This is a genomic window from [Clostridium] symbiosum (assembly GCA_036419695.1).
In the GTDB taxonomy this organism is placed as follows: Bacteria; Bacillota; Clostridia; order Lachnospirales; family Lachnospiraceae; genus Otoolea; species Otoolea symbiosa_A.
In genome coordinates, this window is sequence record CP143946.1 from 4,390,244 (window position 1) to 4,415,383 (window position 25,140).

17 protein-coding genes are annotated in these 25,140 nt (G+C 48.6%); 1 reads left to right on the plus strand and 16 read right to left on the minus strand.

Annotated elements, in window-relative coordinates; all coding sequences use genetic code 11:
• Position 1 precedes the first annotated feature (1 nt).
• The 10 genes from V3C10_19700 to V3C10_19745 form a co-directional block, all read right to left on the minus strand.
• Positions 2-1,210, minus strand: a complete 1,209-nt coding sequence (locus tag V3C10_19700; protein WVP61501.1) for an aconitase X catalytic domain-containing protein — start codon at positions 1,208-1,210, stop codon at positions 2-4.
• 56 nt (positions 1,211-1,266) lie between these two features.
• A complete protein-coding gene (locus V3C10_19705) occupies positions 1,267-2,496 on the minus strand; it encodes a lactate racemase domain-containing protein (protein WVP61502.1) in 1,230 nt (409 codons plus the stop codon).
• Positions 2,497-2,750: 254 nt separating this feature from the next.
• Positions 2,751-4,046: an acetyl-CoA hydrolase/transferase C-terminal domain-containing protein gene (locus V3C10_19710; GenBank protein WVP61503.1), complete on the minus strand. Its 1,296-nt coding sequence runs from the start codon at positions 4,044-4,046 to the stop codon at positions 2,751-2,753.
• A gap of 21 nt (positions 4,047-4,067) precedes the next feature.
• Positions 4,068-4,880 (minus strand): enoyl-CoA hydratase-related protein, encoded by an 813-nt coding sequence (locus tag V3C10_19715; GenBank protein ID WVP61504.1) that lies wholly within the window; start codon positions 4,878-4,880, stop codon positions 4,068-4,070.
• An 87-nt stretch (positions 4,881-4,967) separates the two neighbouring features.
• On the minus strand, positions 4,968-6,347 hold the full coding sequence (locus V3C10_19720) for a sodium:solute symporter family protein (GenBank protein ID WVP61505.1): 1,380 nt from the start codon (positions 6,345-6,347) through the stop codon (positions 4,968-4,970).
• A gap of 41 nt (positions 6,348-6,388) precedes the next feature.
• The gene (locus V3C10_19725; GenBank protein WVP61506.1) at positions 6,389-7,543 is read right to left on the minus strand and encodes a mandelate racemase/muconate lactonizing enzyme family protein; all 1,155 of its coding nucleotides are present in this window, start codon (positions 7,541-7,543) and stop codon (positions 6,389-6,391) included.
• A 542-nt stretch (positions 7,544-8,085) separates the two neighbouring features.
• Positions 8,086-9,267 carry an LL-diaminopimelate aminotransferase gene (locus V3C10_19730; protein WVP61507.1) on the minus strand — a complete coding sequence of 394 codons (1,182 nt, stop codon included), beginning with the start codon at positions 9,265-9,267 and terminating at the stop codon, positions 8,086-8,088.
• A gap of 13 nt (positions 9,268-9,280) precedes the next feature.
• Positions 9,281-10,891, minus strand: a complete 1,611-nt coding sequence (locus tag V3C10_19735; protein ID WVP61508.1) for a CTP synthase — start codon at positions 10,889-10,891, stop codon at positions 9,281-9,283.
• Between the two features lie 31 nt (positions 10,892-10,922).
• Positions 10,923-14,225: a carbamoyl-phosphate synthase large subunit gene (carB, locus tag V3C10_19740; protein WVP61509.1), complete on the minus strand. Its 3,303-nt coding sequence runs from the start codon at positions 14,223-14,225 to the stop codon at positions 10,923-10,925.
• On the minus strand, positions 14,212-15,402 hold the full coding sequence (locus V3C10_19745) for a carbamoyl phosphate synthase small subunit (GenBank protein ID WVP61510.1): 1,191 nt from the start codon (positions 15,400-15,402) through the stop codon (positions 14,212-14,214). The genes carB and V3C10_19745 overlap by 14 nt, the downstream gene beginning before the upstream one ends.
• A 352-nt stretch (positions 15,403-15,754) precedes the next feature.
• Between V3C10_19745 and V3C10_19750 the strand changes: the two genes are divergently transcribed.
• Complete coding sequence (locus V3C10_19750) at positions 15,755-17,086, plus strand: FAD-dependent oxidoreductase (GenBank protein WVP61511.1); 1,332 nt, start codon at positions 15,755-15,757, stop codon at positions 17,084-17,086.
• A gap of 43 nt (positions 17,087-17,129) precedes the next feature.
• On the opposite strand, the gene V3C10_19755 is transcribed toward V3C10_19750, so the two are convergent.
• From V3C10_19755 to V3C10_19780, 6 genes are read right to left on the minus strand one after another with little or no spacing between them, the layout of a single operon-like run.
• Complete coding sequence (locus tag V3C10_19755; GenBank protein ID WVP61512.1) at positions 17,130-18,098, minus strand: oligopeptide/dipeptide ABC transporter ATP-binding protein; 969 nt, start codon at positions 18,096-18,098, stop codon at positions 17,130-17,132.
• Positions 18,091-19,092, minus strand: a complete 1,002-nt coding sequence (locus V3C10_19760) for an ABC transporter ATP-binding protein (protein WVP61513.1) — start codon at positions 19,090-19,092, stop codon at positions 18,091-18,093. Before V3C10_19760 ends, V3C10_19755 begins: the two co-directional genes overlap by 8 nt.
• Before the next feature lie 17 nt (positions 19,093-19,109).
• Entirely contained in the window at positions 19,110-20,012 is a 903-nt protein-coding gene (locus V3C10_19765) for an ABC transporter permease (protein WVP61514.1), read from the minus strand.
• The gene (locus V3C10_19770; protein WVP61515.1) at positions 20,005-20,973 is read right to left on the minus strand and encodes an ABC transporter permease; all 969 of its coding nucleotides are present in this window, start codon (positions 20,971-20,973) and stop codon (positions 20,005-20,007) included. Before V3C10_19770 ends, V3C10_19765 begins: the two co-directional genes overlap by 8 nt.
• A 40-nt stretch (positions 20,974-21,013) precedes the next feature.
• Positions 21,014-22,957 carry a S9 family peptidase gene (locus tag V3C10_19775; protein ID WVP61516.1) on the minus strand — a complete coding sequence of 648 codons (1,944 nt, stop codon included), beginning with the start codon at positions 22,955-22,957 and terminating at the stop codon, positions 21,014-21,016.
• 32 nt (positions 22,958-22,989) lie between these two features.
• Positions 22,990-24,516 carry an ABC transporter substrate-binding protein gene (locus V3C10_19780; protein ID WVP61517.1) on the minus strand — a complete coding sequence of 509 codons (1,527 nt, stop codon included), beginning with the start codon at positions 24,514-24,516 and terminating at the stop codon, positions 22,990-22,992.
• Positions 24,517-25,140: the final 624 nt, after the last annotated feature.

Below are 25,140 nucleotides of genomic sequence, written 5' to 3' on the forward strand. Positions count from 1 at the left end.
TTTATTTTACCTCCCCTGTTAATGCCGCTTCTATACATGTATCTAAATCGCGGATGACAAAGTGGATCCCTCTTCTCTGCGGATAGTACGCGCACTTCGGAGACTCCGTTACACCCACTTTTCCGTTCAGATGGCGCCAGCATGGCTGATCCGGACAGGAATCCGGCACAATAAATCCGCCTGCTTCCGTAATAATCTCGTCTAATCCCATCCTCTCCGCCATTTCTTTTACAAGGCTGGAGGTTAAGATCCACATTTCTTTTTCCAGTTTCTTTCCTTCGATCTTTTCGGCAATATGTTTTACCTCATCCAGTGTAAAATGCGGACATCCAAACATGACAAAATCGATGGGGCGGTTTCCTTCCAGGGAAATCTCTTCCAGGATATCTTCCATATCCTGGTTTGTGATTACCACCTTTCTCTCCGGCTCTTTGCCGCCGAAAGCGGTCGTGAGATCCGGCGCCTCCGGTGTTACGCCGAGGATATGGTACATGCCGTAGGCTCCCGATGTATTCAGTTCTGCTCCCAGGTTCCTGAGCGCTTCCTTCGTGATGGTTTCTTTGGGAAGTCCGGTGAATACTGGAATTCCCTCACCAATCTTCTTCCCTAACATACCCAGGATATGGTAATCGTAGGCCGTCTTCATGTCGGCTTCTACCTCTACGAGAATATTGCCTTTTCTGTTCTCATCCAGTAGAAGACCATATTCCGGTACAAAACCGGTTACGGCAGCACAGAGCGCGCTGTTGGCTCCCTCACGGTTGCTTCTCGCCCCCCATACCGAATTGACGTAAGGAGTTGCACTGGACTCTGAGAATGCAATCACTTCTTTATACATTGGAACATTCGTGTCAATATACGGCGTGCAGTTATATGTAAGTTGAGCTCCGATTCCCTTATAGGCATTATGGGTTCTCTGCATTAAGTCGGCAAATTTCGGATCCACCATATCTCTCTTTGTAAAGAAGTCATAGCAGAATCCAGGATTGACGGTTGGGGCAATACGGCACTTCGCGCCCTCGCTCAGTAATTTTTCGCAGAACCACAAATCGGCTTCCTGATTGGAAAGCGCCACGTGAGCCCTTGTAATCGGCACCATCCTTGGAGCGTCAAAGCACTCACCGATGGCCACCTGAATCTTCATGGCGTATGCGGTTCCTTTCCCATACTTTCCATCCAGCATATCCTGCTGTTCCTGTGTCAGTTTCATAAAAACCTCCTCCTTAATTTTTTCTTTTTATAATTTTATTTGACGGATTAATCCGTTTATACTATCCTGATTCTTTCATCTTCCCTGATGTCGTTCAACACGGCATCTGAAACTTCGATATATTCCAGCTCCAGTGTATTCTTAATCTTTACAATGCGCAGATGTTCTTTTTCTACGTTTCTAATACACTTGATTGCCACGCGGACCGCTTCGTCCTCATCGGCCGCCACTAACGGCACACGGCAGTCCTCGATACACCGGCAGGCAACGGCATTGGCATACATGGCCTCATAGTCCAGCTGCTCAAATACCTCCTTTACCGTCACGTCAAAAAGCCCAACTCCTATGGCATTCCCATGCGACTGCGGTGTAACTCCCAATAAAACCATTCGCTTAATTTCCGGAACCGGGAGACAGAATTGCTTTAGTACAGAACTTTTACCTAATATATTAGGATCGTAACCGGCCCCTGAGATGTTCTTTCCAATCTCCTCCACTATCAGTACATCGATTTTAGGCGGAATTAATATCGGCATTTTGGTCCTGGCGATCTTAACCAGCTCTTTCTCCCGTTCTATCAATCCTTCAGCAGGAACTGCCTCCACCATGAACGTCTCATCATACGCATTCTCAATTGACGCAATCCCATAGGTTACTTTACATTTCTCAAGAATGAGTCCGGCGGCGTCCTCTATAATCGCTGCAAATTCATCAGGGTCTTCCTCATGAATGGAGGAACAGCCTATCTGGTTACCCAGCCCAATCACCAGCATCTTACACAATCCGCTTTGTAAATCTCCTACAAAATCCGTATGCAGCTTGACACGGTTGATGGGAATGATTGCATCGGCCTCCATGGCCGCCCTGTCAAAATAGACTTTTTTACCTGATGGGGTCATACCCAGATAGTTGACATCCACCGTCGTGACTACCTTGACTCCAAGATTTTCTTCCGTAATTCCGTAGCTTGTAAGAACTTCTCTCTGCCCTTCTTCCGTACCATTTCCATGGCTTCCCATGGCCGAAACAATAAAAGGACTGGCTCCTTTGGCCTTTAAGTCCTCTACCACTGTCTTTACAATCAGGTACAGATTCTTAATTCCACGGCTTCCGACTGCGACGGCTACCTTCATACCCGGGTGGATTTTTGCTGCAATGCTCTCTTTTGCTAATTCACGTTCCAGAGCCGCTTCCACTTCCGGCAATGCAGTCCTGTCAAATATCTGCTGCACCCGGTACAGTTCAGGACGGGGATAGGAATAATCTTCCTCTAATAAAATCGGCATACGCCACTCCTTCCTCTTCAATTTTATCTTGTTTTGAATTTTATTACACTTGTATAATCCAATTATACATATTTAAAATTGAATGTCAACGGAAAATTCAAACAATATTTCTTATTTTTTCGAAAATAGTTCACAGAATATTCTGTGAACGCTCTTCATTTTCTACACTTCACCCCCATAATTGTGAAAGGAGAGAAAACAGAGAGGAAATCCCATGATTTTTCCTCTCCGTCTCTTTTCATATAGAGAATTAATTATATCAGTCCTAACCTTTGTGCCTCAAATGTAAGCTTTTCGCGGAATTTGGGATGTGCTATCCGTATCAGTTCCCTGGTTCTCTGAGGCGGTGTCTTTCCAACCAGTTTTGCGACTCCCTGTTCGGTGACCACATATTCAATGGCTGTTCTCGGAAGGCTGACCGGCGTTCCCGGTTTAAATGATGGGGTGATTTTTGAATATTTTCCGTTTCGGGTGGCCGATTCCAGAACAACAATGGATTTCCCCTCCAGGTTGGCCGCCGCTCCCGAAGCAAAATTACACAGGCCTCCCAGACCGCTGTACTGTTTCCCTTTCAGGAACTCTGCATTGGCCTGTCCCATCAAATCAATTTCCACGGCGTTGTTAATTGCGGTCATCTTATTCTGGCGGTATATTGTCCCCGGGTTCAGCACATCCTGGCAGCAGTTGATTTCCAGGCCCAGATTGTGATCCGACCAGTCAAAAAGTTCAGGAGTCCCCACCATCTGGGTGAACACGGCCTTCCCCGGCCTGTCGCTCTTTCTGGTATTGGTAATAATCCCTTTTTCCGTCAGCCTCATCAGGATGTCTCCATAAACTTCCGTGTGCACCCCCAGATTATGCTTATTCTCCAGATACATAAGTGAAGCGGCATTGAGTCTTCCAAGGCCTACCTCGATGGTTGCTTCATCCGGAATCAGTTCCGACAGATATCCGCCGATAGACTGGTAGACTTCTGCATTCTCCCCGTCATTGTCAACCGGCACTACCAGAAGCGGATAGTTTTCCCCCTCGTCTACAATGTAATCCAGTTCGCTGATATGAATAACATTACTGCCATGGATAAAAGGAAATTCCGTGTTGGTCTCCGCAATTACCAGTTCCGCATTTTTGCACGCCTGACGGATAAAATCGGTACAAGTTCCCATTGAAACATATCCGTGCTCATCCGGCTTTGTAACTTCCAGAAACGCCACATTGCAGTTCAGCCCTTCAGAGGCAATTTTTTCATAGAGCCAGTATTCACCTGGTATGTAGTCCAGACGGTCTTCGTAGAAATACTGGTGGGAGCTTCCGTTTAAAAAGCTTGTGGACGGCCTGAAGCCTTTTCCCAGATTTTCTGCTTCCATCATAAAATTGATAATCGGAGCGTAATAGTAGACATTCTGCAAATCACGGCGTTCCATCACCTTCCGGAGCACTGCGCGGCAGTCTCTGTTGCCCGTCATAATTCGGTCGCCGTTTTTTATCATATCGGCGGCCTGTTGGGCCGTGATCGTTTTCTCTTTATACAAGTCTTGCCAAAGTGCCATCTGACTCCTCCATACAGTATTTTATTTTTTCTCTTCCTGAGCTTCTTTCCAGGCCAGGGCGGCCTTAAGGCCCTGCTCATTTACAATTTTATTGAATTCCGACTGCTCCTGTACCTGATTGATGCGGCACAGATTGAAGATTTCAGCCGCAAAATCCATCGCATTGCGTATGCCCATCATCTCATAGGTTTTATTGATTTCGTATTTAACCATGCGAATCGCTTCCGGAGGCTGTTCGGCCAGACGGTTTGCCAGTTTCATGGTTTCTTCCTCCAGTTTTTCTAATGGAACCACCCTGTTGACAACACCAGCCGCATGCAGCTCCTGAGCCGACATGAAATCTCCCAGGAAAGCCAGTTCCTTTACCTTGTTCATCGTCATCTTCCACGGTTCGATCAGCACGTCGTTTGCATAGGAATATTTCAGCTCAGGCTCGCCGAATTTTGCATCCTCCGAGGCAATAATCATATCGCACATCAGCGTCATCCACACACCGCCGCCAATACAGTATCCCTGAACCGATGCGACCACCGGCTTTTTCGCCTCCCAGATGGTGCGCCAGTTGTTAAGTTCCATCAGTGTATTCGTTCTGCGCTCCGGTACATTCACGATTGGGCTGCTGATACTTTCTTTTAAATCAAACCCTGCCGTGAATGCTTTATCTCCGGCAGCGCACAGTACAATCACATTGGTCTGGGGATCTTCGTCCGCCTGACGCATCGCCGGGCCCAGACCTTCTACAAGTTCACGGTTCAGCGCATTGCGCACTTTCGGCCTGTTTAAAATCACTTTTCCGACTTTTCCCACTCTTTCATACAGTAAAACTTCTTCCATTGTTCAATCTCCTCTCAAATTATTATCTATCCTGTATTTTATTGTAACTATTCAGAGACAGTATTCCGCGAAGTGTGCCCCTCCTCTTTAAGCGTCCGTTTTCATTTGTGACTGGGTAAGAAGGCTCACAACTACAAATGCAATAGCGGACGGCAGAATCGGGAATACGGATGAGTACGGCAGGTTAACCCCACAGAATTTGTAAAGTACCACAAAGAAGATTCCGACTACCGCTGCTGAAACTGCTCCCGCCCTGGTTGCCTTGCCCCAGAAAATTCCTCCGACAAACATAACCAGAGTTCCTGCACAGAGGAACGTATAAGCATAGGACAACATGGAGATAATCTCTTTTGCATTCAAAGCCAGATACAAAACTACACACCCTACAACAAACGTAACTACATGGGCGATCCGGTTTAATGTCTTATCATCTGCTTTGTGGTTAATGTACTCAACGTAAATATCGTTTGTAAAGGAAGCTGTAATGTAAATCAACTGGGAATCCACAGTGGACATAACGGCAGCCACCAGTGCGGCAATCAGGATAGCCGCCAGCCATGAAGGAAATGCCTCGAGCATAACCTGGAACATGATGCTACTGGCCGGTGCATCCGGGAACAGAGCCCGTCCATACATGCCAATCAGAACAGGGAGAATGACAAACGGAAGAAGCAGAAGTCCTCCCCAGAGTGCAGATAAAACGGCTGTTTTTTCATCCTTTGCGGAAATATTTCTCTGGAACGACGCGCAGGATACCAGGCCGTAGAGCATAGATGGGAACAACATCATAACCCACTGTTCTGTTCCAAACGGCATGATAGACCAGCTGCTGGCCGGAAGAACCTCTTTCATAATTCCAAATCCTCCTGTTACCGCCATATACAGAATCGCCAGCAGCGTACAAGCCACTACTACGATTGACTGTATTACGTCCGTCATCATAACACCCCACTGGCCCGACACGGTTGCATAGATAAATACAACGATACAGACAAGAGTTGCTCCCAGCACCGGGTTGAGGCCCAGGTAGGAAAACAGGTTCCTGCCCGCTATAATCTGGCCGGCCATAATACTCATGGCGGCGAAACAGTTAACAACCGCATAAATCGTACCGGTAATACGTTTTCCGTATCTCTGGTTTAAAACGTCCGAGATCGTCAGGGCGTCCGCCCGGTACAGTTTACGTGCAACAACAAAAGCAAATACAATATATCCAAGGGAAGCGCCCACACCGAACCAGGCTCCTCCAATTCCATATTGAGCTCCATACTCGGCTCCGCCTACAACAACACCATTTCCGATGTGCGAACCTATATAGGAACCGCAAACCATCAGCAGGGTACCTTTTTTAGCCGCTGTGACGTAATCCTTAAAGTTGTCCGCCGTCCCCCTTCCAAGGAAGCCGATTCCCAGCATAGCCGCCAGATAAACAACCAGTACCACTACCATTAATGTCAATGTACTCATAGTTTTTCCTCCTTATTCTCTTCTAATGAACCCTTCCCCTGTCACCGTTTCATAACGCTGTATTTCTTTACCAGTTCTTCATCTATATCAATGCCAAAACCAGACCCCTGCGGCATTGGGATACATCCGTCGGTCTTGTCTACCAGATAATTTTCCTTTAATACCCCCTGGAACGCTTCCGGAGTAAGTGTAGGAGAATCACAGGGGTATTCAAGCCATGTAAAGTTTGGATAAGACGCCACCAGGTGCATGGTCTGAAGAACGCCCATTCCCGGAATATACGCATGCGGATTTACCGTTTTACCGTAACTATCGGCAATTGCGGCAATCTTTCTGATATAGCTGATGCCAGTGCTCATCGTACAGTTTGGCTGCAAAATATCATAACATCCTTTGTCCAGCATAATTTTGAAATCCGGTATGCCGATGTTAATTTCCCCTCCTGCAATGGGAATATCAACTTCGTCATTCAGCCTTGCCAGTCCGTCAAAATCGTATCGCCACAGAGGTTCTTCCAGCCATGTACAGTTAAGCTGCTCCATCTCCCGTGCCGTTTCTCTGGCCCTCGAATAGCTCCAGACCGGTGGGAAACCTCCGTTATTCCGTTCGCAGGCTGTTCCCTGATTGGCATCCACCATAATTTCCAGCTTGTCCCCTACTGCGTCGCGGACTGCTTCCAGAATGGCGATATCATCCCGCATCTTCTCATTCGAAAAGCGGATCTTGACCGCCTTGAATCCCTTTTCCACCAGATGCCTGGCATCCTCTTTCCGCTGTTCATTGGAACGGATCTCTCCCCAGGCCGCATAGACCGGAATCCGATCCCGGCAGCCGCCGAGCAGTTGGTAAACCGGCAGGCCTGCCGCCTTGCCGATAATATCCCAGCAGGCATTTTCAATCACCCAGGGGCGGGTGGCAATGCGGGCAACATTCCTTAATTTCAGCATCAGCTTCTCAATATCAAATGGGGAATCCCCCACCACCATCGTCTTGGCATACTCCATTGTCTCGCAGACAATAGGCAGTATTCCATGAGGGGCTTCCATGCAGGAATAACCGGTTATTCCCTCGTCCGTGTGGACACGGACAACAAAGATTACCTGTCCCTTTTCTGTTTTACCAGGATACCAGGTAGGATGAAACTCCTGTGGAAATGGGACTTCCACACAATCATATGTAATATTTGTAATTTTCATTAGGCACTCTCCCGACTCATCGTCAATACACAATCCACTTGTACCGTTAGCCATAAACCGGCCTCAACCATCTCTTCCATCACCTCCCTTTTGCTTTACATTCTTACTTCCCTTTTCTCCTTTCTGCTTTCTGCTTTTCCTACATCGTTCACCTCCTCAACTCTGTTTTTCAAACCTTCCCAAATTTCAGACAGTCATGTCAAATTTATCTATACCTTTTTTATAGGTATTTTTTTACTCGCTAATCTTGTATAATCTGATTATACATATTTGTACTCCAATGTCAATAGATAATAGTTTATTAAATCATCCTTTTATACCAACAGTTCTTATTTAACGTTACTGTTCACACCCCAGCTAAAAGAAGCTGTGCTGCGAACAATAACACGCTTCGCGGAATATTGCCTGTGAACAGTAACTATTTAACCTCCCCTGATACGCAAAAAAGCCGCTGAAACCAGACGTACAGTCTAAACGGTTTCAGCAGCTTTCTCTCATTGGAAGTGCTTCCGGTCTATTTTCTTCCTATCCGTGATGTATTTTTATCTCCACATTCTTTTCAATCTCGCCATCGCCTCTCTGGTATTTTCCAGTGTCCCAAAGGCGGACAGCCGGAAAAATCCTTCTCCGTTCTTTCCAAACCCGCTTCCCGGAGTTCCGACCACATGGGCTTTATCTAACAGCTCGTCGAAAAAATCCCAGGATTTCATCCCGTTCGGGCACTGAAGCCAGATATAGGGGGAATTCTTCCCGCCGACATACCAGATTCCAAGTTCGGTCAGCGTCTGTGTTATCACCCCGGCATTTTCCTGGTAAACGTCGAGATGTTTCCGGCATTCTTCTAATCCTTCCGGGGAAAAAGCCGCCTCGGCCGCTCTCTGGACCGGATAGGAAACGCCGTTAAATTTCGTTGTCTGGCGGCGGAGCCACATTTTTCTGATGGACATTCCCTCCCGTATAAGCTCATCGGAAATCACCGTGTAACCGCAGCGTGTTCCCGTGAAGCTGGCCAGCTTTGACAGGGAACAGAATTCGATTGCGCACGTTTTGGCACCCTCGATCTCAAAAATACTTCTCGGAAGATCCGGTTCCAGGATAAATGACTCATAAGCGGCGTCAAAAAGAATTACCGCCCCCTGTTCATTTGCAAAATCCACCCATTCTTTGAGCTGTTCTCTATTATACACGGCGCCGGTGGGATTGTTCGGCGAACAGAGATAAATCAGATCGGCCTTCCGCCCTTTTTCAGGCAGGGGAAGAAACCCGTTGCCCACATTGGCATCCAGGTACTCAATATTTCTTCCCGCCATCACGTTCGTATCCATATAGACCGGATACACCGGGTCCGGAATTAAAACCGTATTATCCTCATCGAAGAGATCCAGAATATTTCCCAGATCGCTTTTAGCCCCGTCGCTGATAAAAACATCATCCGCTCCGATTTTCACGCCAAAGCCGCCATAATAATCCCGGATGGTATTCCTGAGGAAATCGTATCCCTGTTCCGGGCCGTAGCCGTGAAATGTCTCTGCATTCCCCTGCTCCATTGCCGCCCGCGAAAATGCCTCCGCCGCCTTTTCACAGATTGGCAGGGTCACGTCACCGATTCCCATACGGATTATCTCTGCCCCCGGATGAGATGCGGTGTAGTCCTTCACCTTTCCGGCAATTGTGGAAAACAGGTAGCTCTCAGCCAGGTTTCTGTAATTTGCATTCAGTTTCATTTGTTCTCCTCCTCTATCTGTTTTTTCCTGCTGCCGCCGCTTTTATAAACTCCCGAAACAGCGGATGTGCCCTGTTGGGGCGGCTTTTGAATTCCGGATGGTACTGGACTCCCACATAAAACGGATGCCCCGGTATCTCCATCGCCTCCACCAGGCTCCCGTCCGGTGACTGGCCGGAAAATACGGCTCCGTTCAACACATATTCATCGCGGTAACGGTTATTAAACTCATAGCGGTGGCGGTGCCTCTCCTCGATCTGCCGGGCATGGTATGCCTTTTCCATCATTGTATCCGGTGTTATTTGACACGGATAGGCCCCCAGACGCATCGTTCCTCCCATATCCTCACAGCCCACCTGCTCTTCCATCAGAGCGATGACCGGATGGGCGCTTGCCGGATCGAACTCACTTGAGTTGGCGTCCGAATATCCCAGCACATTTCTGGCGAATTCGATAGCCGCGATCTGCATTCCCAGGCAGATGCCGAAGAAAGGAATCTGATTGCTCCTTGCATATTCAGCGGCCACAATCATTCCTTCAGTGCCCCGGATTCCAAAACCTCCCGGTACGATTATTCCATCCGAACCAGCCAGCAGTTTGGCCGCGGTCATCCGTGTCAGGCTCTCGCTGTCGATCCAGTTGATGGAAACTTTTACTCCATTTTCCCATCCGCCGTGACGGAGCGCTTCCGCAATGGAAAGATAAGAATCATGCAGCTTAACATACTTGCCGACCAGGGAAACCGTCACTTCACCGGCGCTGTTTTTAATGCGCCCAAGCATCTCTTTCCACTCGGTTAAATCGCACTCCTCCGGCGTTTCGGCAATTCCCAGTTCCCGCAGGGCAATCTCAGCGAGACCGGCATTTTCAAGCATCATCGGCGCTTCGTAGAGCACGGGGAGTGTCAGGTTTTCGATCACGCAGTCTTCCTTCACATTACAGAACAGAGCGATTTTCTTCAAAATAGACGGCTCCACCGGGCGGTCGCATCTCGTCACAATGATGTCCGGCATGATACCAAAGGACTGAAGCTGTTTTACGGAATGCTGGGTCGGTTTGGATTTATGTTCTCCGGAGGATTCCAGGTAGGGGATCAGCGTGACATGGATAAAAAGGCAGTTTCCCCTTCCAGTCTCATGGGACACCTGGCGGATTGCCTCCAGAAACGGCTGGGATTCAATATCACCGGTAGTGCCTCCAATCTCCGTAATGACAATATCTGCATCCGTTTTTTCCTGTACGGAATAAATAAATGATTTAATCTCGTTGGTGATATGGGGAATTACCTGGACCGTCTCTCCCAGGTATTCTCCCTTTCTCTCCTTGTTCAGCACATTCCAGTATACTTTTCCGGTTGTGAGATTGGAAAAACGGTTTAAATCTTCATCGATAAAACGCTCATAATGGCCCAGATCCAGATCGGTCTCGGCGCCGTCTTCCGTCACATATACCTCACCGTGCTGATAAGGGCTCATTGTCCCCGGATCCACATTGATATAGGGATCCAGTTTCTGGGCCGCTACTTTGTAGCCTCTTGCCTTCAGAAGCCGGCCCAGGGATGCCGCCGTGATCCCCTTTCCCAGTCCCGATACGACGCCGCCTGTCACAAAGATAAATTTTGCCATGTTCCATTTCTCCTCTCTACTCTATCTTCTGTTATTCATGCCCCTGAAGCACATATCCCGGAATCCGGATGTCCTCCATCCGTTCCGCCCGTTCCTTCCGTTCATTGATGTTTCCGGTCCCGTAAGCGCTGTGGGTGATATGGGCAATATCAATAAGCTCCACATTGTTCTCATCGTATTTACTCTCCAGACTCAGCGCCAGGACCGCCGCCGTGTCTAGGGAGGTCAGACAGGGAATCCCCAGTTCCACCGCTTTTCTCCGGAGCCTTACGCTGTCCCGCCCCGGCTGGCGGCCGGTGGCCGATGTGGAAAGAACGTAGCTTACCAGGCCCTTTTCCATCACTGAGATAGTTGTCTCCTCTCCCTCTTTTGCTTCCTTCGGTTTTTTCACAATCGTAGAAGAGATGCCCGCGCTGTTCAGTTTTCTGGCCGTCCCTTCCGTGGCATAGATGGGAAATCCCATGGAAACAAACGTTTTTGCAAGCTCTTTTAAATCTCCCTTGTCCGTATCACGGATACTGATTAAAAGACCTCCGTCTCTCTGCATCGAATAACCGGCCGCCGTCATTCCCTTGTAGAGAGCCTCCTCCATCGTTCCGGCGATACCCAGAACCTCGCCGGTGGATTTCATTTCCGGTCCCAGCTGTGTGTCTACGTCGGACAACTTCTCGAAGGAGAATACCGGTACTTTAACCGCGTAGTAAGGGGAGGAGGGATAAAGTCCCGTCCTGTACCCCATATTCTTTAACGTCTCTCCCATCATGATTCTGGTTGCCAGATCCACCATCGGAACACCCGTCACCTTGCTGATGTATGGGACGGTGCGCGAAGATCTCGGATTAACTTCTATGATGTAAATCCTGTCTTCATGAAGTACATACTGGATGTTAATCAGTCCCTTTGTCCCCAGAGAAAGCGCAAGACGGATGGAGTAATCCACAAGGCGGTCCTTCTGGCTCTCTGTCAGCATAAACGCCGGATATACGGCAATAGAGTCGCCCGAATGGACTCCGGCCCGTTCGATATGTTCCATAATTCCGGGAATCAGTACATCCTCTCCGTCGCAGATGGCGTCCACTTCCAGCTCCGTTCCCATCAGGTACTTGTCAATCAGAATGGCATTTTCAATTCTTTGGGCCAGGATAATTTTCATATATTCGTGTATATCGTCGTCGTTATAAGCAATAATCATGTTCTGGCCGCCTAATACATAGCTGGGGCGCACAAGCACCGGATAACCCAGGCGGCACGCCGTATCGACGGCCTCGTCTTCCGTATAAACCGTATCGCCGGACGGCTGTTTCATATTGAGTTTTTTTAACAGGGCATTGAAACGCCCCCTGTCCTCCGCCATATCGATGCTGTCCGGCGGCGTCCCAAGAACCGGAATGTTGTTTTCGACCAGGCATTTCGTCAGCCTGATGGCGGTCTGTCCGCCGAAGGCTACGACGGCCCCGGCCGGTTTTTCCACGCGTATAATATCCATCACATCTTCCGGCGTCAGAGGTTCAAAATACAGGCGATCCGCCACATTGAAATCCGTGGATACCGTCTCCGGGTTGTTGTTGACGATGACCACCTCGTATCCCGCCCGCTTTAAGGACCAGACGCAGTGCACGGAGGCATAATCGAATTCAATTCCCTGGCCGATGCGGATTGGACCGGAGCCAAAGACCATGACGACCGGCTTACCCGTGGAATGCTCCCTGATAAACGGCTCCGCCTCATCCTCTTCCCCGTAGGAACCGTAAAAATACGGTGTGCTTGCCGCGAACTCGGCGCTGCATGTGTCCACCATCCTGTAGCACGCCGGAATATGGCGGATTTTTGCAAGCCCCGTCATCTCCTGAATCACCCGGTCGGAAAATCCGTACTGTTTGGCCTCCCTGTGGAGTTCTTCGGTAAATTCGCCGTTCTGCATCCTGCGCTCTAATACCAGCAGATGGAGCAATTTATTTAAAAACCATTCGTCGATTTTAGTCAGTTCATGGAGCCACTCTACCGTCATTCCCCGTTTCATGCTCTCGTAAATGGCAAAAATCCGTTCATCGTCCTGGGAAAGAATTTTCTCCTTCAGCTCTTCTTCTGAGAGACGTTCCATCTTGTCCATATTCAGGCTCTCCTGGGAAATCTCCGCTCCCCTGACCGCCTTAAGAAGCGCCTGTTCAAAGTTTCTTCCGATCGCCATCACTTCACCGGTGGCCTTCATCTGGGTTCCCAGTTTTCTCCGTCCGTAAACGAATTTATCAAACGGCCATTTCGGGAATTTAACCGCCACATAATCTAAGGCCGGTTCAAAGCAGGCCATGGTTTCCCCGGTGACCTCGTTGGGAATCTCATCCAGACGGTAGCCGATTGCAATCTTCGTCGCCACGCGGGCGATCGGATAGCCGGTGGCCTTGGAGGCCAGGGCCGATGACCTGGAAACACGCGGATTCACCTCAATTACCGCATATTCAAAGCTCTCGGGATTCAGCGCAAACTGGCAATTGCAGCCGCCCTCAATTCCCATAGCCTGTATAATATTCAGGGCTGCGGAGCGGAGCATCTGGTATTCCCGGTCCGCCAGGGTAACTGCCGGAGCGATAACAATCGAATCGCCGGTGTGGATTCCGACCGGGTCGAAATTCTCCATGGAGCAGACGGTAATCTCATTGCCGGCGCCGTCCCGCATTACCTCAAATTCAATCTCTTTCCAGCCTGCGATGCACCGCTCCACCAGAATCTGGCCGATAGGGGAAAGCCTTATGCCCGCTGTTGCAATCTCACGGAGTTCTTCCTCCGACTTTGCGATGCCGCCTCCCGTTCCGCCCAGCGTAAAGGCCGGTCTCACAATCACCGGATATCCGATTTTTGCCGCAAAGCTTAATGCCTCGTCCACCGCCCGGACAACCTCGGACGGAATCATCGGTTCGCCGATCTCCTCCATCGTGTCTTTGAAACACTGTCTGTCCTCCGCCTTGTCTATCGTCTCCGGAGAGGCTCCCAGCAAAGTGACGCCGTGGCTTTTAAGGAAACCTTCTTTCGCCAGCTCCATGGAAAGAGTCAGTCCGGTCTGGCCTCCGAGTGTGGAGAGAATGCTGTCCGGCTTTTCTTTTTCTATAATCCGCTTCACCACGTTCAGTGTCAGCGGCTCAATGTAAACGTGATCCGCAATAGCGCTGTCCGTCATGATCGTGGCCGGATTGGAATTGACCAGAACGACGGACAGGCCCTCTTCCTTGAGTGCACGGCATGCCTGGGTTCCCGCATAATCAAACTCGGCCGCCTGCCCGATAACAATCGGCCCGGAACCGATTACCATCACCTTTTTCAAATTCTTATTTAACGGCATGCCATTCCTCCTTCTCTGTATCCGCTGCGTTATCTCTATCTGCTGCGTTATCTCCTACGGCGGCTCCTGTTTTCTCTGCCCCGTTTTTCTCTTTGTACTCCTTCATCATGCTGATAAAACGGCCGAACAGGACTTCCGTGTCCTTCGGGCCCGCACACGCCTCCGGATGGAACTGCACGGTAAACGCCGGGATATCGCGGTAAGTAATTCCCTCGCAGGTGCCGTCGTTCACATTGATAAACGTCTCCTCGGCCCCTTCCGGAAGTGATTCTTTCAGCACCTCATAACCGTGGTTCTGGCTGCTGATATAGACGCGGCCCGATTCCAGATCCTTGACCGGCTGGTTTGCTCCCCTGTGGCCGTATTTCATTTTTCCGGTCTTTGCTCCTCTTGCGATAGCCAGAAGCTGATGTCCCAGACAGATGCCGAAAATCGGAATTTTTGTTTCTGCAATTTTTTTAAGTTCCCCTATCACGGACACATTGTCCTCTGGGTTACCCGGTCCGTTGGACAGCATGATTCCGTCGGGAGCGAGCGCAAGGATTTCCTCCGCCGTGGTGGACGCCGCAATGTCGTATACATCACAGCCCCTCTTTGTCAGCTCTCTGAGGATATTTTCCTTCGCCCCGAAATCCCAGAGGGCAACCCTGTATTTTGTTTCTCCTCCGGTTTTAATCAGTCTGCTTCCCACCGGCGTTACATTTTCAACCGCATCCCGGATGCGGAATTTCTTTATTTCTTCCAGTTCCTCTTTTGCATACGGCGGCTGCTTTACCGTCAGTTTTCCGTTCATGGAACCCGTTTCACGGATAGTCTTTGCCAGCTTCCTGGTATCTATTCCGTAAACGGCGGGAATATTTCTTTCCTTAAAAAAAGTGTCAAGATTACCACTGCTCCTGAAGTTGGAGGGGTCCTGACACCATTCTTTTACGATATAAGCCGATATATGCACTTCTTTGTTTTCAAAATCCTGCGGAATCACGCCGTAATTGCCGATCATCGGGAATGTCTGCACGACAATCTGTCCAAAATAGCTGGGGTCGGTGATTGTCTCAAGGTATCCCGTCATTCCCGTCGTAAATACCACTTCTCCGGCCACTTCGTCTAAAGAGGCGCCGAATCCTTTTCCCTCAAAGTATTCGCCATTTTCCAAAAGGAGATATACCGTTCTTTCCATCCTGTCACCATTCCTCTCTTACGCCTGATTATTCGTTACAGCCCAGCCTTCGGGCCAAACTGCAACAAAAAAGCGTCCATGAGGCCAAACCTCATGAACGCCCTTGTTCATTTCTGGTGAATTATAGCATAGGCAGATTTCTGCGTCAATATGTAAAAATATTTTTTTCTTAGCAAATTCTGGCCGTTACTGTTCACAGGCAGTATCCTGCGAGGTGTTTTTTGTGAGTGCAGCGGTGCGGAAGTCAAATAACTGACGGAATTTCTTATCGCTGTCCCCATTATCAGGAATCAAACCGGTGAGGAATGGGCATTCTAATTGAAATTCATTTGTAAGGAGGCACGAACATTATATGGGAAAAAGCGGCAGCGACCGGCATGAATCGGTATGGAGCGATACATCTTCTGTTTTGAAATTTAAGAGCTTAAAAAAAGATATAAAAACCGACGTTCTTATCATCGGAGGAGGCATGGCCGGAATCTTGTGCGCTTACATGCTTGGACAGGCCGGTGTGGACTATGTTCTGGTTGAGGCGGATACGGTTTGCAGCGGAATCACGAAAAACACTACCGCTAAAATCACTTCTCAGCATGGTCTGGTTTATCACAAGCTGCTCAAAAGCCTGGGGACGGAAAAAGCGGACCTGTATCTACGCGCCAACCAGGAGGCCGTAAAAAAATTTGCGGAGTTCTGCAGCGGGATTGAATGTGATTTTGAAAGAAAAGACGCCTATGTTTATTCTCTGGACGATCCCCGGGTAATCGCCGAGGAGCTGGATGCCCTCCAGAAACTGAACTTTCCTGCGGAATCGGTTCATCAGCTTCCCCTCCCCTTCCCGGTGGCCGGAGCTGTCCGCTTTACAGGACAGGCGCAGTTTCATCCGCTTAAATTCGTAAATGCAATTGCCAAAGATTTGAATATTTACGAACACACCGAGGTACAGGAACTGGAAGGCTGCACAGCGCGCACGGACAGCGGCGCCATCACAGCGGATAAAATCATTGTTGCAACGCATTTTCCGTTTATCAATAAGCACGGCAGTTATTTCCTGAAGATGTACCAGCACCGCTCTTATGTGATTGCACTGGAAAATGCTCCGGATTTAGATGGGATGTATGTCGATCAGGCGCAAAATGGAATGTCGTTCAGAAACCACGACGATCTTCTTCTGATTGGAGGAGGCGGCCACCGTACGGGAAAAACCGGCGGAAGCTGGGAAGAGCTCCGCCGGTTTGCCTCGAAATATTATCCAGGTTCCAATGAACAATACCACTGGGCCACACAGGACTGCATGACGTTAGACAATGTTCCATACATCGGGCATTATTCGAAAAGCACGCCGAATCTTTATGTCGCCGCGGGATTTAACAAATGGGGCATGACCTCCTCCATGGTGTCCGCTATGGTGCTCACCACTCTTATAACGGAACAGGATTCCCCCTATGCCTCCCTGTTCTCACCATCCAGAACCATACTCCGGCCGCAGCTCGCCGCCAATGCGCTGGAGGCGACAATGAATCTTCTGACCATATCCAGTCCCCGCTGCCCACACCTGGGATGCGCCCTGAAGTGGAATAAGCAGGAGCATACCTGGGACTGCCCGTGCCACGGATCCCGCTTTGATTCGGACGGGCATCTGATTGATAATCCGGCGACAGGGGATTTGAAATTAAAGCGAAGGTAATGCATTCTCTGTTGCGGATATGCCGGATGCTGTTACAGTCATTTTAGTCATTCTGATTTCCATCGCATACGCGAAAACATCTGACAAAATGACCCTCTCCAAGATCGGTAATCGGTGGATCTTCTCTGTGGCAGCGTTCGGTGGCATACCGGCAGCGCGCCGCAAAACGACAGCCCGGTTTTGGATCAATCGGGGAAGAAATTTCTCCTTCCAGAAGGATCCTCTCTTTTTTCGCCCCAATCTTCGGCACCGGAATTGCCAGAAGTAAAGCCTGTGTATACGGATGCATTGCAGAAGTGAACAAAACCTTACTTGGCGCCTTTTCCACCATCTGGCCAAGGTACATGACCAGAATATCATCCGAAACGTGTTTAACAACCGACATATCGTGGGTGATAAACATATAAGTATAATTAAAGTCTTTCTGTAATTTCTTAAGTAAATTTAATATCTGGGCCTGAATTGAAACATCCAGTGCCGAAACCGGCTCATCACACACAATAAACTCCGGATTTAAGGCAAGTGCCCTGGCAATCCCGATACGCTGCCGGCGGCCGCCGTCCATCTCATGGGGATAAGAATCGGCAAAACGTTCGGCCAGGCCAACAAGCTCCATCATTCCAAATATCTTTTCATCCCTCTCCGCCTTGGACTGAAAAAAATCATGAATGTAGAATGGTTCTGCAATATTCTCATAAATTGTATTACGTGGATCCAGTGAAGAATACGGATCCTGGAAAATCATCTGGATCCGGCGTCTGTAAGCCAGTTTTTCTTTCTTTTTAAGTTTTGTGATATCGCACCCGTCAAAGAACACCGACCCCGCCGTAGGCTCAAGCAACATGGACATCAGGCGCCCAGCCGTGCTTTTCCCACATCCCGATTCCCCTACAATCCCGATGGTTTTACCCTTCTCAATCGTAAAATCCAGACCGTCCACCGCATGCAGCGTTCCGGAGGAGACTTTGAAATATTTTTTCAGGCCTTCTACCCTGATATATCCATCACTCATATTTCTTTACCTCCTTCGCCGGAATGGCATTTTCATAGATCAGGCACCTAACATAATGGCCGTTCCCATGATCGATATACTTGGGTTTTCTGGAGGAACAGCATTGATCCGCATATTTACACCGTGGATGGAACTTACATCCCTCCGGAAGATTCATTGGATCCGGCATAAGCCCCTCAATGGGGGACAGATATTCCGCGTCGCTCGTAATGTCAGGAATTGACCCAAAAAGCCCGTTGGTATACGGATGCAGCGGATTTTCGAAAATCTGTTCCAGACTTCCGTATTCAATGATTTCCCCTGCGTACATGATAGCCACTGTGTCACAGATTTCCGCCACGATTCCCATATCATGAGTAATCATAATCATAGAGGTATTATTTTTTTCCTTCAGTTCCGCCATCAGCTCCAACACCTGGGCCTGGATCGTAACGTCCAGTGCAGTAGTCGGCTCATCGGCAATCAGAAGTTTTGGGTTGCAGGCAAGCGCTATGGCAATAACAACCCTCTGCTTCATCCCGCCTGAGAACTGATGCGGATACTCAAAGGCCCGTTCTGCCGGAATCCGCACGGTCTCCAGCATTTTAATCGCTTTCACCTTTGCCTCGTGCTTGCTGACCTGCTGATGTGCAGAAATCACCTCGCTTATCTGATCCGCTACCGTATATACCGGATTTAAGGAAGTCATTGGATCCTGGAAAACCATGGAAATTTCTTTCCCCCTGATTTTCAAATACTCTTCCTTGCTGATTTTCTGAAGATCTTTTCCTTCAAAAAAGATGCTGCCACTTTCAATCTTGCCCGGCGGGCTGTCAATCAGGTTCAGGATTGACAGAGCAAGCGTCGTTTTCCCGGCTCCGGTCTCTCCTACCAGCCCCAGCGTCTTTCCCTCCTCGAGAGAGAGGCTGACGTCATTGATGGCATGTACTACCCCGTTATCCGTATAAAATTTTACATTTAAATCTTTAATGTCTAATAATAATTTTTCGTCCATTTCGCGTACCTCGCTGTTTATCGCTTCATTCTCGGATCAAGGGCATCCCTGAGTCCATCTCCCATCAGCGTCAGCGCCGTTACCGTCAGCACTATCGCAATGCCCGGGAATACGGTAAGATGCCAGCAGTCACGGATAAATTCACGGCCGCCGGACAGCATCGTCCCCCACTCAGGCGCCGGAGGCTGAATTCCCAAACCGATAAAGCTCATGGAGCTTATCAGCACAATGCCGGTTCCAACATACAGTACGAACTGAGAAATTAACGGGTTTATTGCATTGGGGATAATGTGTTTGAGTATGATCCAGAAATCCGAACCCCCAAGCCCTTTTGATGCTTCAATATACTCATTATTTTTCACCGTAAGCACCTGGGCTCTGATAAAACGTGTATCGCCAGGTACAAAGCTGAGCCCCAGAGCCAGCGTAAGGTTAAATGCGCTTGGCTTCATAATGCTCACCAGAGTAATCATAAGGAGCGTCGTCGGTATTGCCATGATTACGTCCAGCGTTCTCATGATAAGGGCATCGGTTGTACCGCCGTAATAGGCGGCCAGAGAGCCCAGAAACAGGCTGATTACCATTGACACCAGAACCGACACCACGCTGATGGTGATGGAAGTTTTTCCTCCCCAGAGGAGTCTGGCAAGCAAATCTCTCCCCAGCTCGTCGGTCCCTAAAAGATGCCCCGGCGCCGGGAACTGGCGTATCATCGAATAGTCGGCTTTCAGAACATCATTTTCATAGCTGAGATAAAGAGGTGCGGTAATGCATATTGCCAGTATAACCAAAAGCATCATCAGGCCGACGACAGCAGATTTGTTGCGTCTGAACTTAACCCATGCATTATAACCGGGACTGTGCCTTCTCTTGCTCCTCCCGGTGCCGGCAGCCTGTTTCGTGTCTGTATTTTTAAGCATGATTCGTCGCCTCCTTATGTGGTATTTTCTTTGGCTTCACATAAAGGGAACGAATTCTCGGATCCACCGCAGCGTATGCCAAATCCGTAACCAGATTGGTAAGGGCTATCAATATGGCAATAATAATAACTCCGCCCATGATAACCGGCATATCTTTCTGCCGAAGCGCTTCTACCAGCATTTTTCCCATTCCGTTAATGCTGAACAGCTGCTCGATTACAATCGAACCTCCAAAACAGAACCCAACCGAGACTCCGATGGAAGTAATCGTCGGCATCAGGGCATTCTTAAGCGCATGTTTCCGGATTACCACCTTTTCGTCCAGCCCCTTTGCCCGGGCCGTCTTAATATAGTCCTGCCGTATTACCTCCAGCATCGAGGCTCTTGTCAGCCTGGACCCGGATGCCCATCCATAAGTGGACGCACAGATGACAGGCATAATCATGTGCCGGATACTGTCAAATCCGGTGGACGGCAGCCATTTAAGCTTTACGGAAAAAAGCAGCATCAGCATCAGCCCCAGCCAGAACTCAGGCATGGATGCCAGAATCAGCGTCACAATCCTCATTGTATTGTCAAAAACAGTATTCTGCTTCACAGCCAGCGCAATTCCCAAAGGGATCTGCACAATTACAATCAGTGCAATTCCGGTAAGTGAAAGCCTCAGCGTATTCGGCAGACGCAGCTTCACCATATCCGATATCTGCTGTTTTGAAATATAGGATTCTCCTAAATCCCCTCTCACCGCTTTTTTCACATAATTAATATATTGAACCGGATAGGGATCATTGAGTCCCCGTTCCTCTTTAAACTGATATAGCTGCTCCTGCGTTGCATTGACGCCCAGCGCCAGCCTCGCCGGATCACCAGGGGCAAAGCTGAGCATGGTAAATACTAATATCGACACCCCGATTACAATCGGGATAATCTGCAATAGCCGTTTCATTATATATCTCGTCATACTAATCGATACCTCCTTGCAGGTATGTGGAAGCCCCCATCTAACCAGGTATATACCGGTCAAACCATTCCGCTGTTTCCTGCATAATTTTAAGTCTGGACCATGGCCTGCCCAACCGGAATACGCAGTGCGTTTCTCCATTCAAAATCACGGTGCGTGATGGAATTCCTTGTGTAATCAACGCTTGATACAGACTGAGTCCCTGATCGACCGGACACCTGTAGTCCTCTCCGCACTCGATGAACAAGGTCGGAGTCGAACACCTGCCCGCATAGGCAAGCGGAGAAATCCTCCAGTGTTCACGGATATCATCCCACGGATAGCTTCCCGCTATGGTCAGGTCGAATCCCGGAAGATCATCCGTAGCATGGAGGCTTATCCAGTCCGAAATTCCTGACTGGGAAACAGCGGCTGCAAAGCGGCTGGTTCTCGTGACTATCCAGTTTGTCATAAAACCTCCGTAAGAAATGCCCGTGACCCCCATTCTTTTTTCATCAATCGCTTCATACCGCTCCAGCACGATATCTACAAACTTCATAATGTCTTCATAATCAATTGTGCCGTATCTCTTTCTCAGGTTGCTGAACTCCGCCGTATCCCCTATACTTCCGTGAGGATTGCAGTACATAACGTAGTATCCTCCGGCTGCCCAGACCTGATGTGCAAAATTAAAGCCTCCGTAAAAGCGGAGCTGCGGGCCTCCGTGAATATTCAGGATTGCGGGATATTTTTTCCCGGGAACATAATTGGCGGGAGGAACCACCCAGCCGTCAACCTCACTGCCGTCGCTGCTTGTAAAAACAAGATGTTCCGGTTTCGACAAATCAAATGTTCTGAGTCCGGATTCATGAAACGCCGTAAGCTGAACCGCCTTGTCCGGGTATATCTCATAAATCTCCGCCCCGCCCAGTTCCGGCAGCCCCGCCGCAAAGATACGGCCATCTGCAGAGATAACAAAATGCAGGATATCGATTCCTTCCGGTGAAATCCGTACTTCTTTATTCCCATTCCTGCGATACAGGCCAACGCCTCTTCTGTTTTGCATCGTATAATACAGGCTGCCGCCTGATGCCACGAACTCACGGCCGGTTCCTCTGGAAAAATCAGTCGAAATCAGGTTAAACGGTGTATATTGGGTTTTGAATCTGGCGTCCAGTTTTCTGTCTCCGCCTTTTGCCGTATAAATGTAGGAATTTACGTCGTCGGGCAGAGTATCGGTGACCGTAAAAATCCGATCGCCCGACACAGCCAGAGCCGCAAACATACAGTCTCCCATTGCGCTGAGCCGAAACTGCCTGTTTTCCCAGCTGTATACAGAGTATTGCTGTGCCGTGCTGATCTGATACGCTTCTCCCAGCACATACAACCGGCCCTCATCCACAGCGTAATCATGCGTCTGGAAATCCGACGGTGTAACAGGCACCAGAGAACCGTCCCCGCGGTTGTACTCATAAAGCCGGTTCCGTTTCTTGTTTACATAGCCCTGTCCATCTATCCGGTACGGATATTCATCGCATACGATTACTTCGCCTCTGAGGTGGGCCATAACAGCTCTCTCATCCCCGGCGGCTTTTAACTTCTCGAGTTCCAGATCCCAGACCGCACTGATCACAAGCCGCTCTCCCTCAAGAAGAGCTGCCCGCGCATGGGGCAGGGGCAGGCTGAAAGCCTCCCCTGTTGCCCCGGATACGGGATCCGCTTCCCAAAACTTCGTACTCTGGGATAATGCACTGTCTTCTGGCTCATCCCATGTATAAATCACCATCCCATTCTGGTCAAAAAAACAGTTCCGAATTGTATCATGGCCGTCCAGGCAATGCAATTGGCCGCTGCTCAGTTCGTAAGAATAGAGAAATGAACGGTATCTGTTTTCTTCAACACATGCACTTTCCAGGCAGAATGCCAGAAATTTTCCATCCGGCGATATACACAGGTCTGAAATGCTTTTGATTAAATCCATATTATCCGCATGAATCAGTCTCATCCTCGTCCTCCCATACCCTATGCCCTGCCCGGTTACCGGCACAATTTTCTTAAAACGGGCCTGCCGTTGTTCTGCAGTTCAACTCCTTTTATATCTTTATCCGCAACAAAGTACATCTTAGGTGAAAATGTCGGGATAAACGGTACCTGATCCCATGCAATTTCCTGCAATTCTTTTGCTGCGTCCAGGCCGATCTGAGGATTGGTTGCCGATCCTGCGGCAATGTGATACAGTTCATCGCACCGCTCATCCGTGAAGAAAGTTCCGTTATAATCTCCATGAGAACCGGAATATAACATCGCCATATAGTTCATAAGGAACGGAGAAATCGACCAGTCATCGGAAATCACCTCAAATTCGCCCTTATACATCTTATCGAGGTAAGCGCCGAATTCCATGGTCGTAATTTCCATGTCTACACCAATCTGTTTGAGTTCCAGCTGGTATGCTTCATAAGCCTGTCTTGTCTTCTCACCGGCATATGTAATAAGTTCAATCTTAAGCGGGTTTTCCGGTGTGTAACCTTCTCCCTCCAGAAGTTCACGGGCCTTATCTAAATCGTAATGAATCACATTAGGAGCTGAATAGTAGAATTCCGCCTGCTTCGGAACGAAGCTGTCCGATGCGGTCATCAGCTTATTCAGGGCTAAAAATCCTTCCCGATTATATGCATATGCCATGGCCTTTCTAAGATTCAGATTGTCAAACGGCGGCTTGGAAACATTCATCCATACCTGGTATAAGGTTATCGTATCCCCTTCATAAACAGTAACTGCCTGATTTTCTGATGCGCGCTCGTAATCGGCGATAGAGATAGCCGTGGCATCCACATCCCCCGACTCCAGGGCAATATAGGCAGCGGAATCCTCTTCCATGCAAAGGAATGTATATTCATCCATATAACATTTCTCAAAAGGATAATCCTCCCAGGCTTCCAGAACTACTTTTGAACCGGGAACATATTCTTTTAACTTATATGGTCCAGTGCCGTTCGGCTTATTAGCCCAGTCGTCTCCGGCAGATTCACAGTAAGATTTGTCGTACAGATAAACGCTTGTAAGAGCAGCTACCGTATCTACGAATGGAGATTCAAGATGAATAATTACCTTATTATCTCCCTCGGCTTCCATACTCTTAATACTTCCAAATGCATGTCCGCCCAGTGAATGTTCCCTGTTCTGTTCGATGGAATAAATGAGGTCCTCCGGCAGCGCTTTATCCCCGTTCTGGAACATGTAACCCTCTCCCATGGTCAGCACTACGGTAAGATCATCCGGTGTCTCCCACTCCTTCACGACGCCTGGAAGCGGAGCTCCCGTCTCAGGATCCGGCTCTAATACCAAATCATAAAGCAGTTTCGAAATTTCCTCGCAATCGATGGTTCCTGCTGCATAACAGTCCAATGTGTTCGGGATAGATACCAGTCTGATCGAAATAGATTTGCTGTCAGACTTACTGTCTCCTGCCGCCTGATTCTGGGCCGGGGCAGTGGCTTCCGGTTTTGAGCAGCCTCCCAGAACCAACATAGCCGCCATAGCAATACTAAGTAATCTTTTCATCTCTCTTCCTCCTTTGAATTCTCCTTTTCATAATATAATTTACTGCGGAACATCAATATCGGCTCCACATAAAATCACGCTGTTTATGTCGAGAATATAATCACGTTTGTTTTATACTCATGATTATATTCTCTCTAGTATGATTTGTCAACCTATTATATTTTATTATTATTACAAAAATACATTATTATCTGATAAATTTTCATCAATATTGTCAGTTGAGTATTCTACTTTTAAATATATCGCACAAAGAATTTTTTCAATTGATATTGCACTGTGCGCTCCGATATGGGTATATGGCGGGATGGAATCCCGGGCCCGGCCGCATACCGGCATATTATATCTTCGCCCGAGGGCATATTCTGTCCGAAGGGCATTTTTTATTATAGGAGCATTTTTTATACTGTAAAAAGTGACCATGAGTCCCGGCTCATGATCACTTTTATGAATACCATTTCTTTATATAGATGAAAAAATCAAAGTACAAATTGCATGATACCTATAATATTACTGTTGGCTCCCTCCCTCCTGCAAATTTTGATTGAAACGCAAAAAAATCGCGGGGTTACCCCCGCGATGATCCGACATTTGATTTAATTGTAACAATTTTATGGTGTGCACCCC

Excerpts from the sequence above, each read along its gene's own strand:
- V3C10_19700 (WVP61501.1), bottom strand. The coding sequence starts at position 1,210 with ATGAAACTGACACAGGAACAGCAGGATATGCTGGATGGAAAGTATGGG.
- V3C10_19705 (WVP61502.1), bottom strand. The coding sequence starts at position 2,496 with ATGCCGATTTTATTAGAGGAAGATTATTCCTATCCCCGTCCTGAACTG.
- V3C10_19710 (WVP61503.1), bottom strand. The coding sequence starts at position 4,046 with ATGGCACTTTGGCAAGACTTGTATAAAGAGAAAACGATCACGGCCCAA.
- V3C10_19715 (WVP61504.1), bottom strand. The coding sequence starts at position 4,880 with ATGGAAGAAGTTTTACTGTATGAAAGAGTGGGAAAAGTCGGAAAAGTG.
- V3C10_19720 (WVP61505.1), bottom strand. The coding sequence starts at position 6,347 with ATGAGTACATTGACATTAATGGTAGTGGTACTGGTTGTTTATCTGGCG.
- V3C10_19725 (WVP61506.1), bottom strand. The coding sequence starts at position 7,543 with ATGAAAATTACAAATATTACATATGATTGTGTGGAAGTCCCATTTCCA.
- V3C10_19730 (WVP61507.1), bottom strand. The coding sequence starts at position 9,267 with ATGAAACTGAATGCAAATTACAGAAACCTGGCTGAGAGCTACCTGTTT.
- V3C10_19735 (WVP61508.1), bottom strand. The coding sequence starts at position 10,891 with ATGGCAAAATTTATCTTTGTGACAGGCGGCGTCGTATCGGGACTGGGA.
- carB (WVP61509.1), bottom strand. The coding sequence starts at position 14,225 with ATGCCGTTAAATAAGAATTTGAAAAAGGTGATGGTAATCGGTTCCGGG.
- V3C10_19745 (WVP61510.1), bottom strand. The coding sequence starts at position 15,402 with ATGGAAAGAACGGTATATCTCCTTTTGGAAAATGGCGAATACTTTGAG.
- V3C10_19750 (WVP61511.1), top strand. The coding sequence starts at position 15,755 with ATGGGAAAAAGCGGCAGCGACCGGCATGAATCGGTATGGAGCGATACA.
- V3C10_19755 (WVP61512.1), bottom strand. The coding sequence starts at position 18,098 with ATGAGTGATGGATATATCAGGGTAGAAGGCCTGAAAAAATATTTCAAA.
- V3C10_19760 (WVP61513.1), bottom strand. The coding sequence starts at position 19,092 with ATGGACGAAAAATTATTATTAGACATTAAAGATTTAAATGTAAAATTT.
- V3C10_19765 (WVP61514.1), bottom strand. The coding sequence starts at position 20,012 with ATGCTTAAAAATACAGACACGAAACAGGCTGCCGGCACCGGGAGGAGC.
- V3C10_19770 (WVP61515.1), bottom strand. The coding sequence starts at position 20,973 with ATGACGAGATATATAATGAAACGGCTATTGCAGATTATCCCGATTGTA.
- V3C10_19775 (WVP61516.1), bottom strand. The coding sequence starts at position 22,957 with ATGAGACTGATTCATGCGGATAATATGGATTTAATCAAAAGCATTTCA.
- V3C10_19780 (WVP61517.1), bottom strand. The coding sequence starts at position 24,516 with ATGAAAAGATTACTTAGTATTGCTATGGCGGCTATGTTGGTTCTGGGA.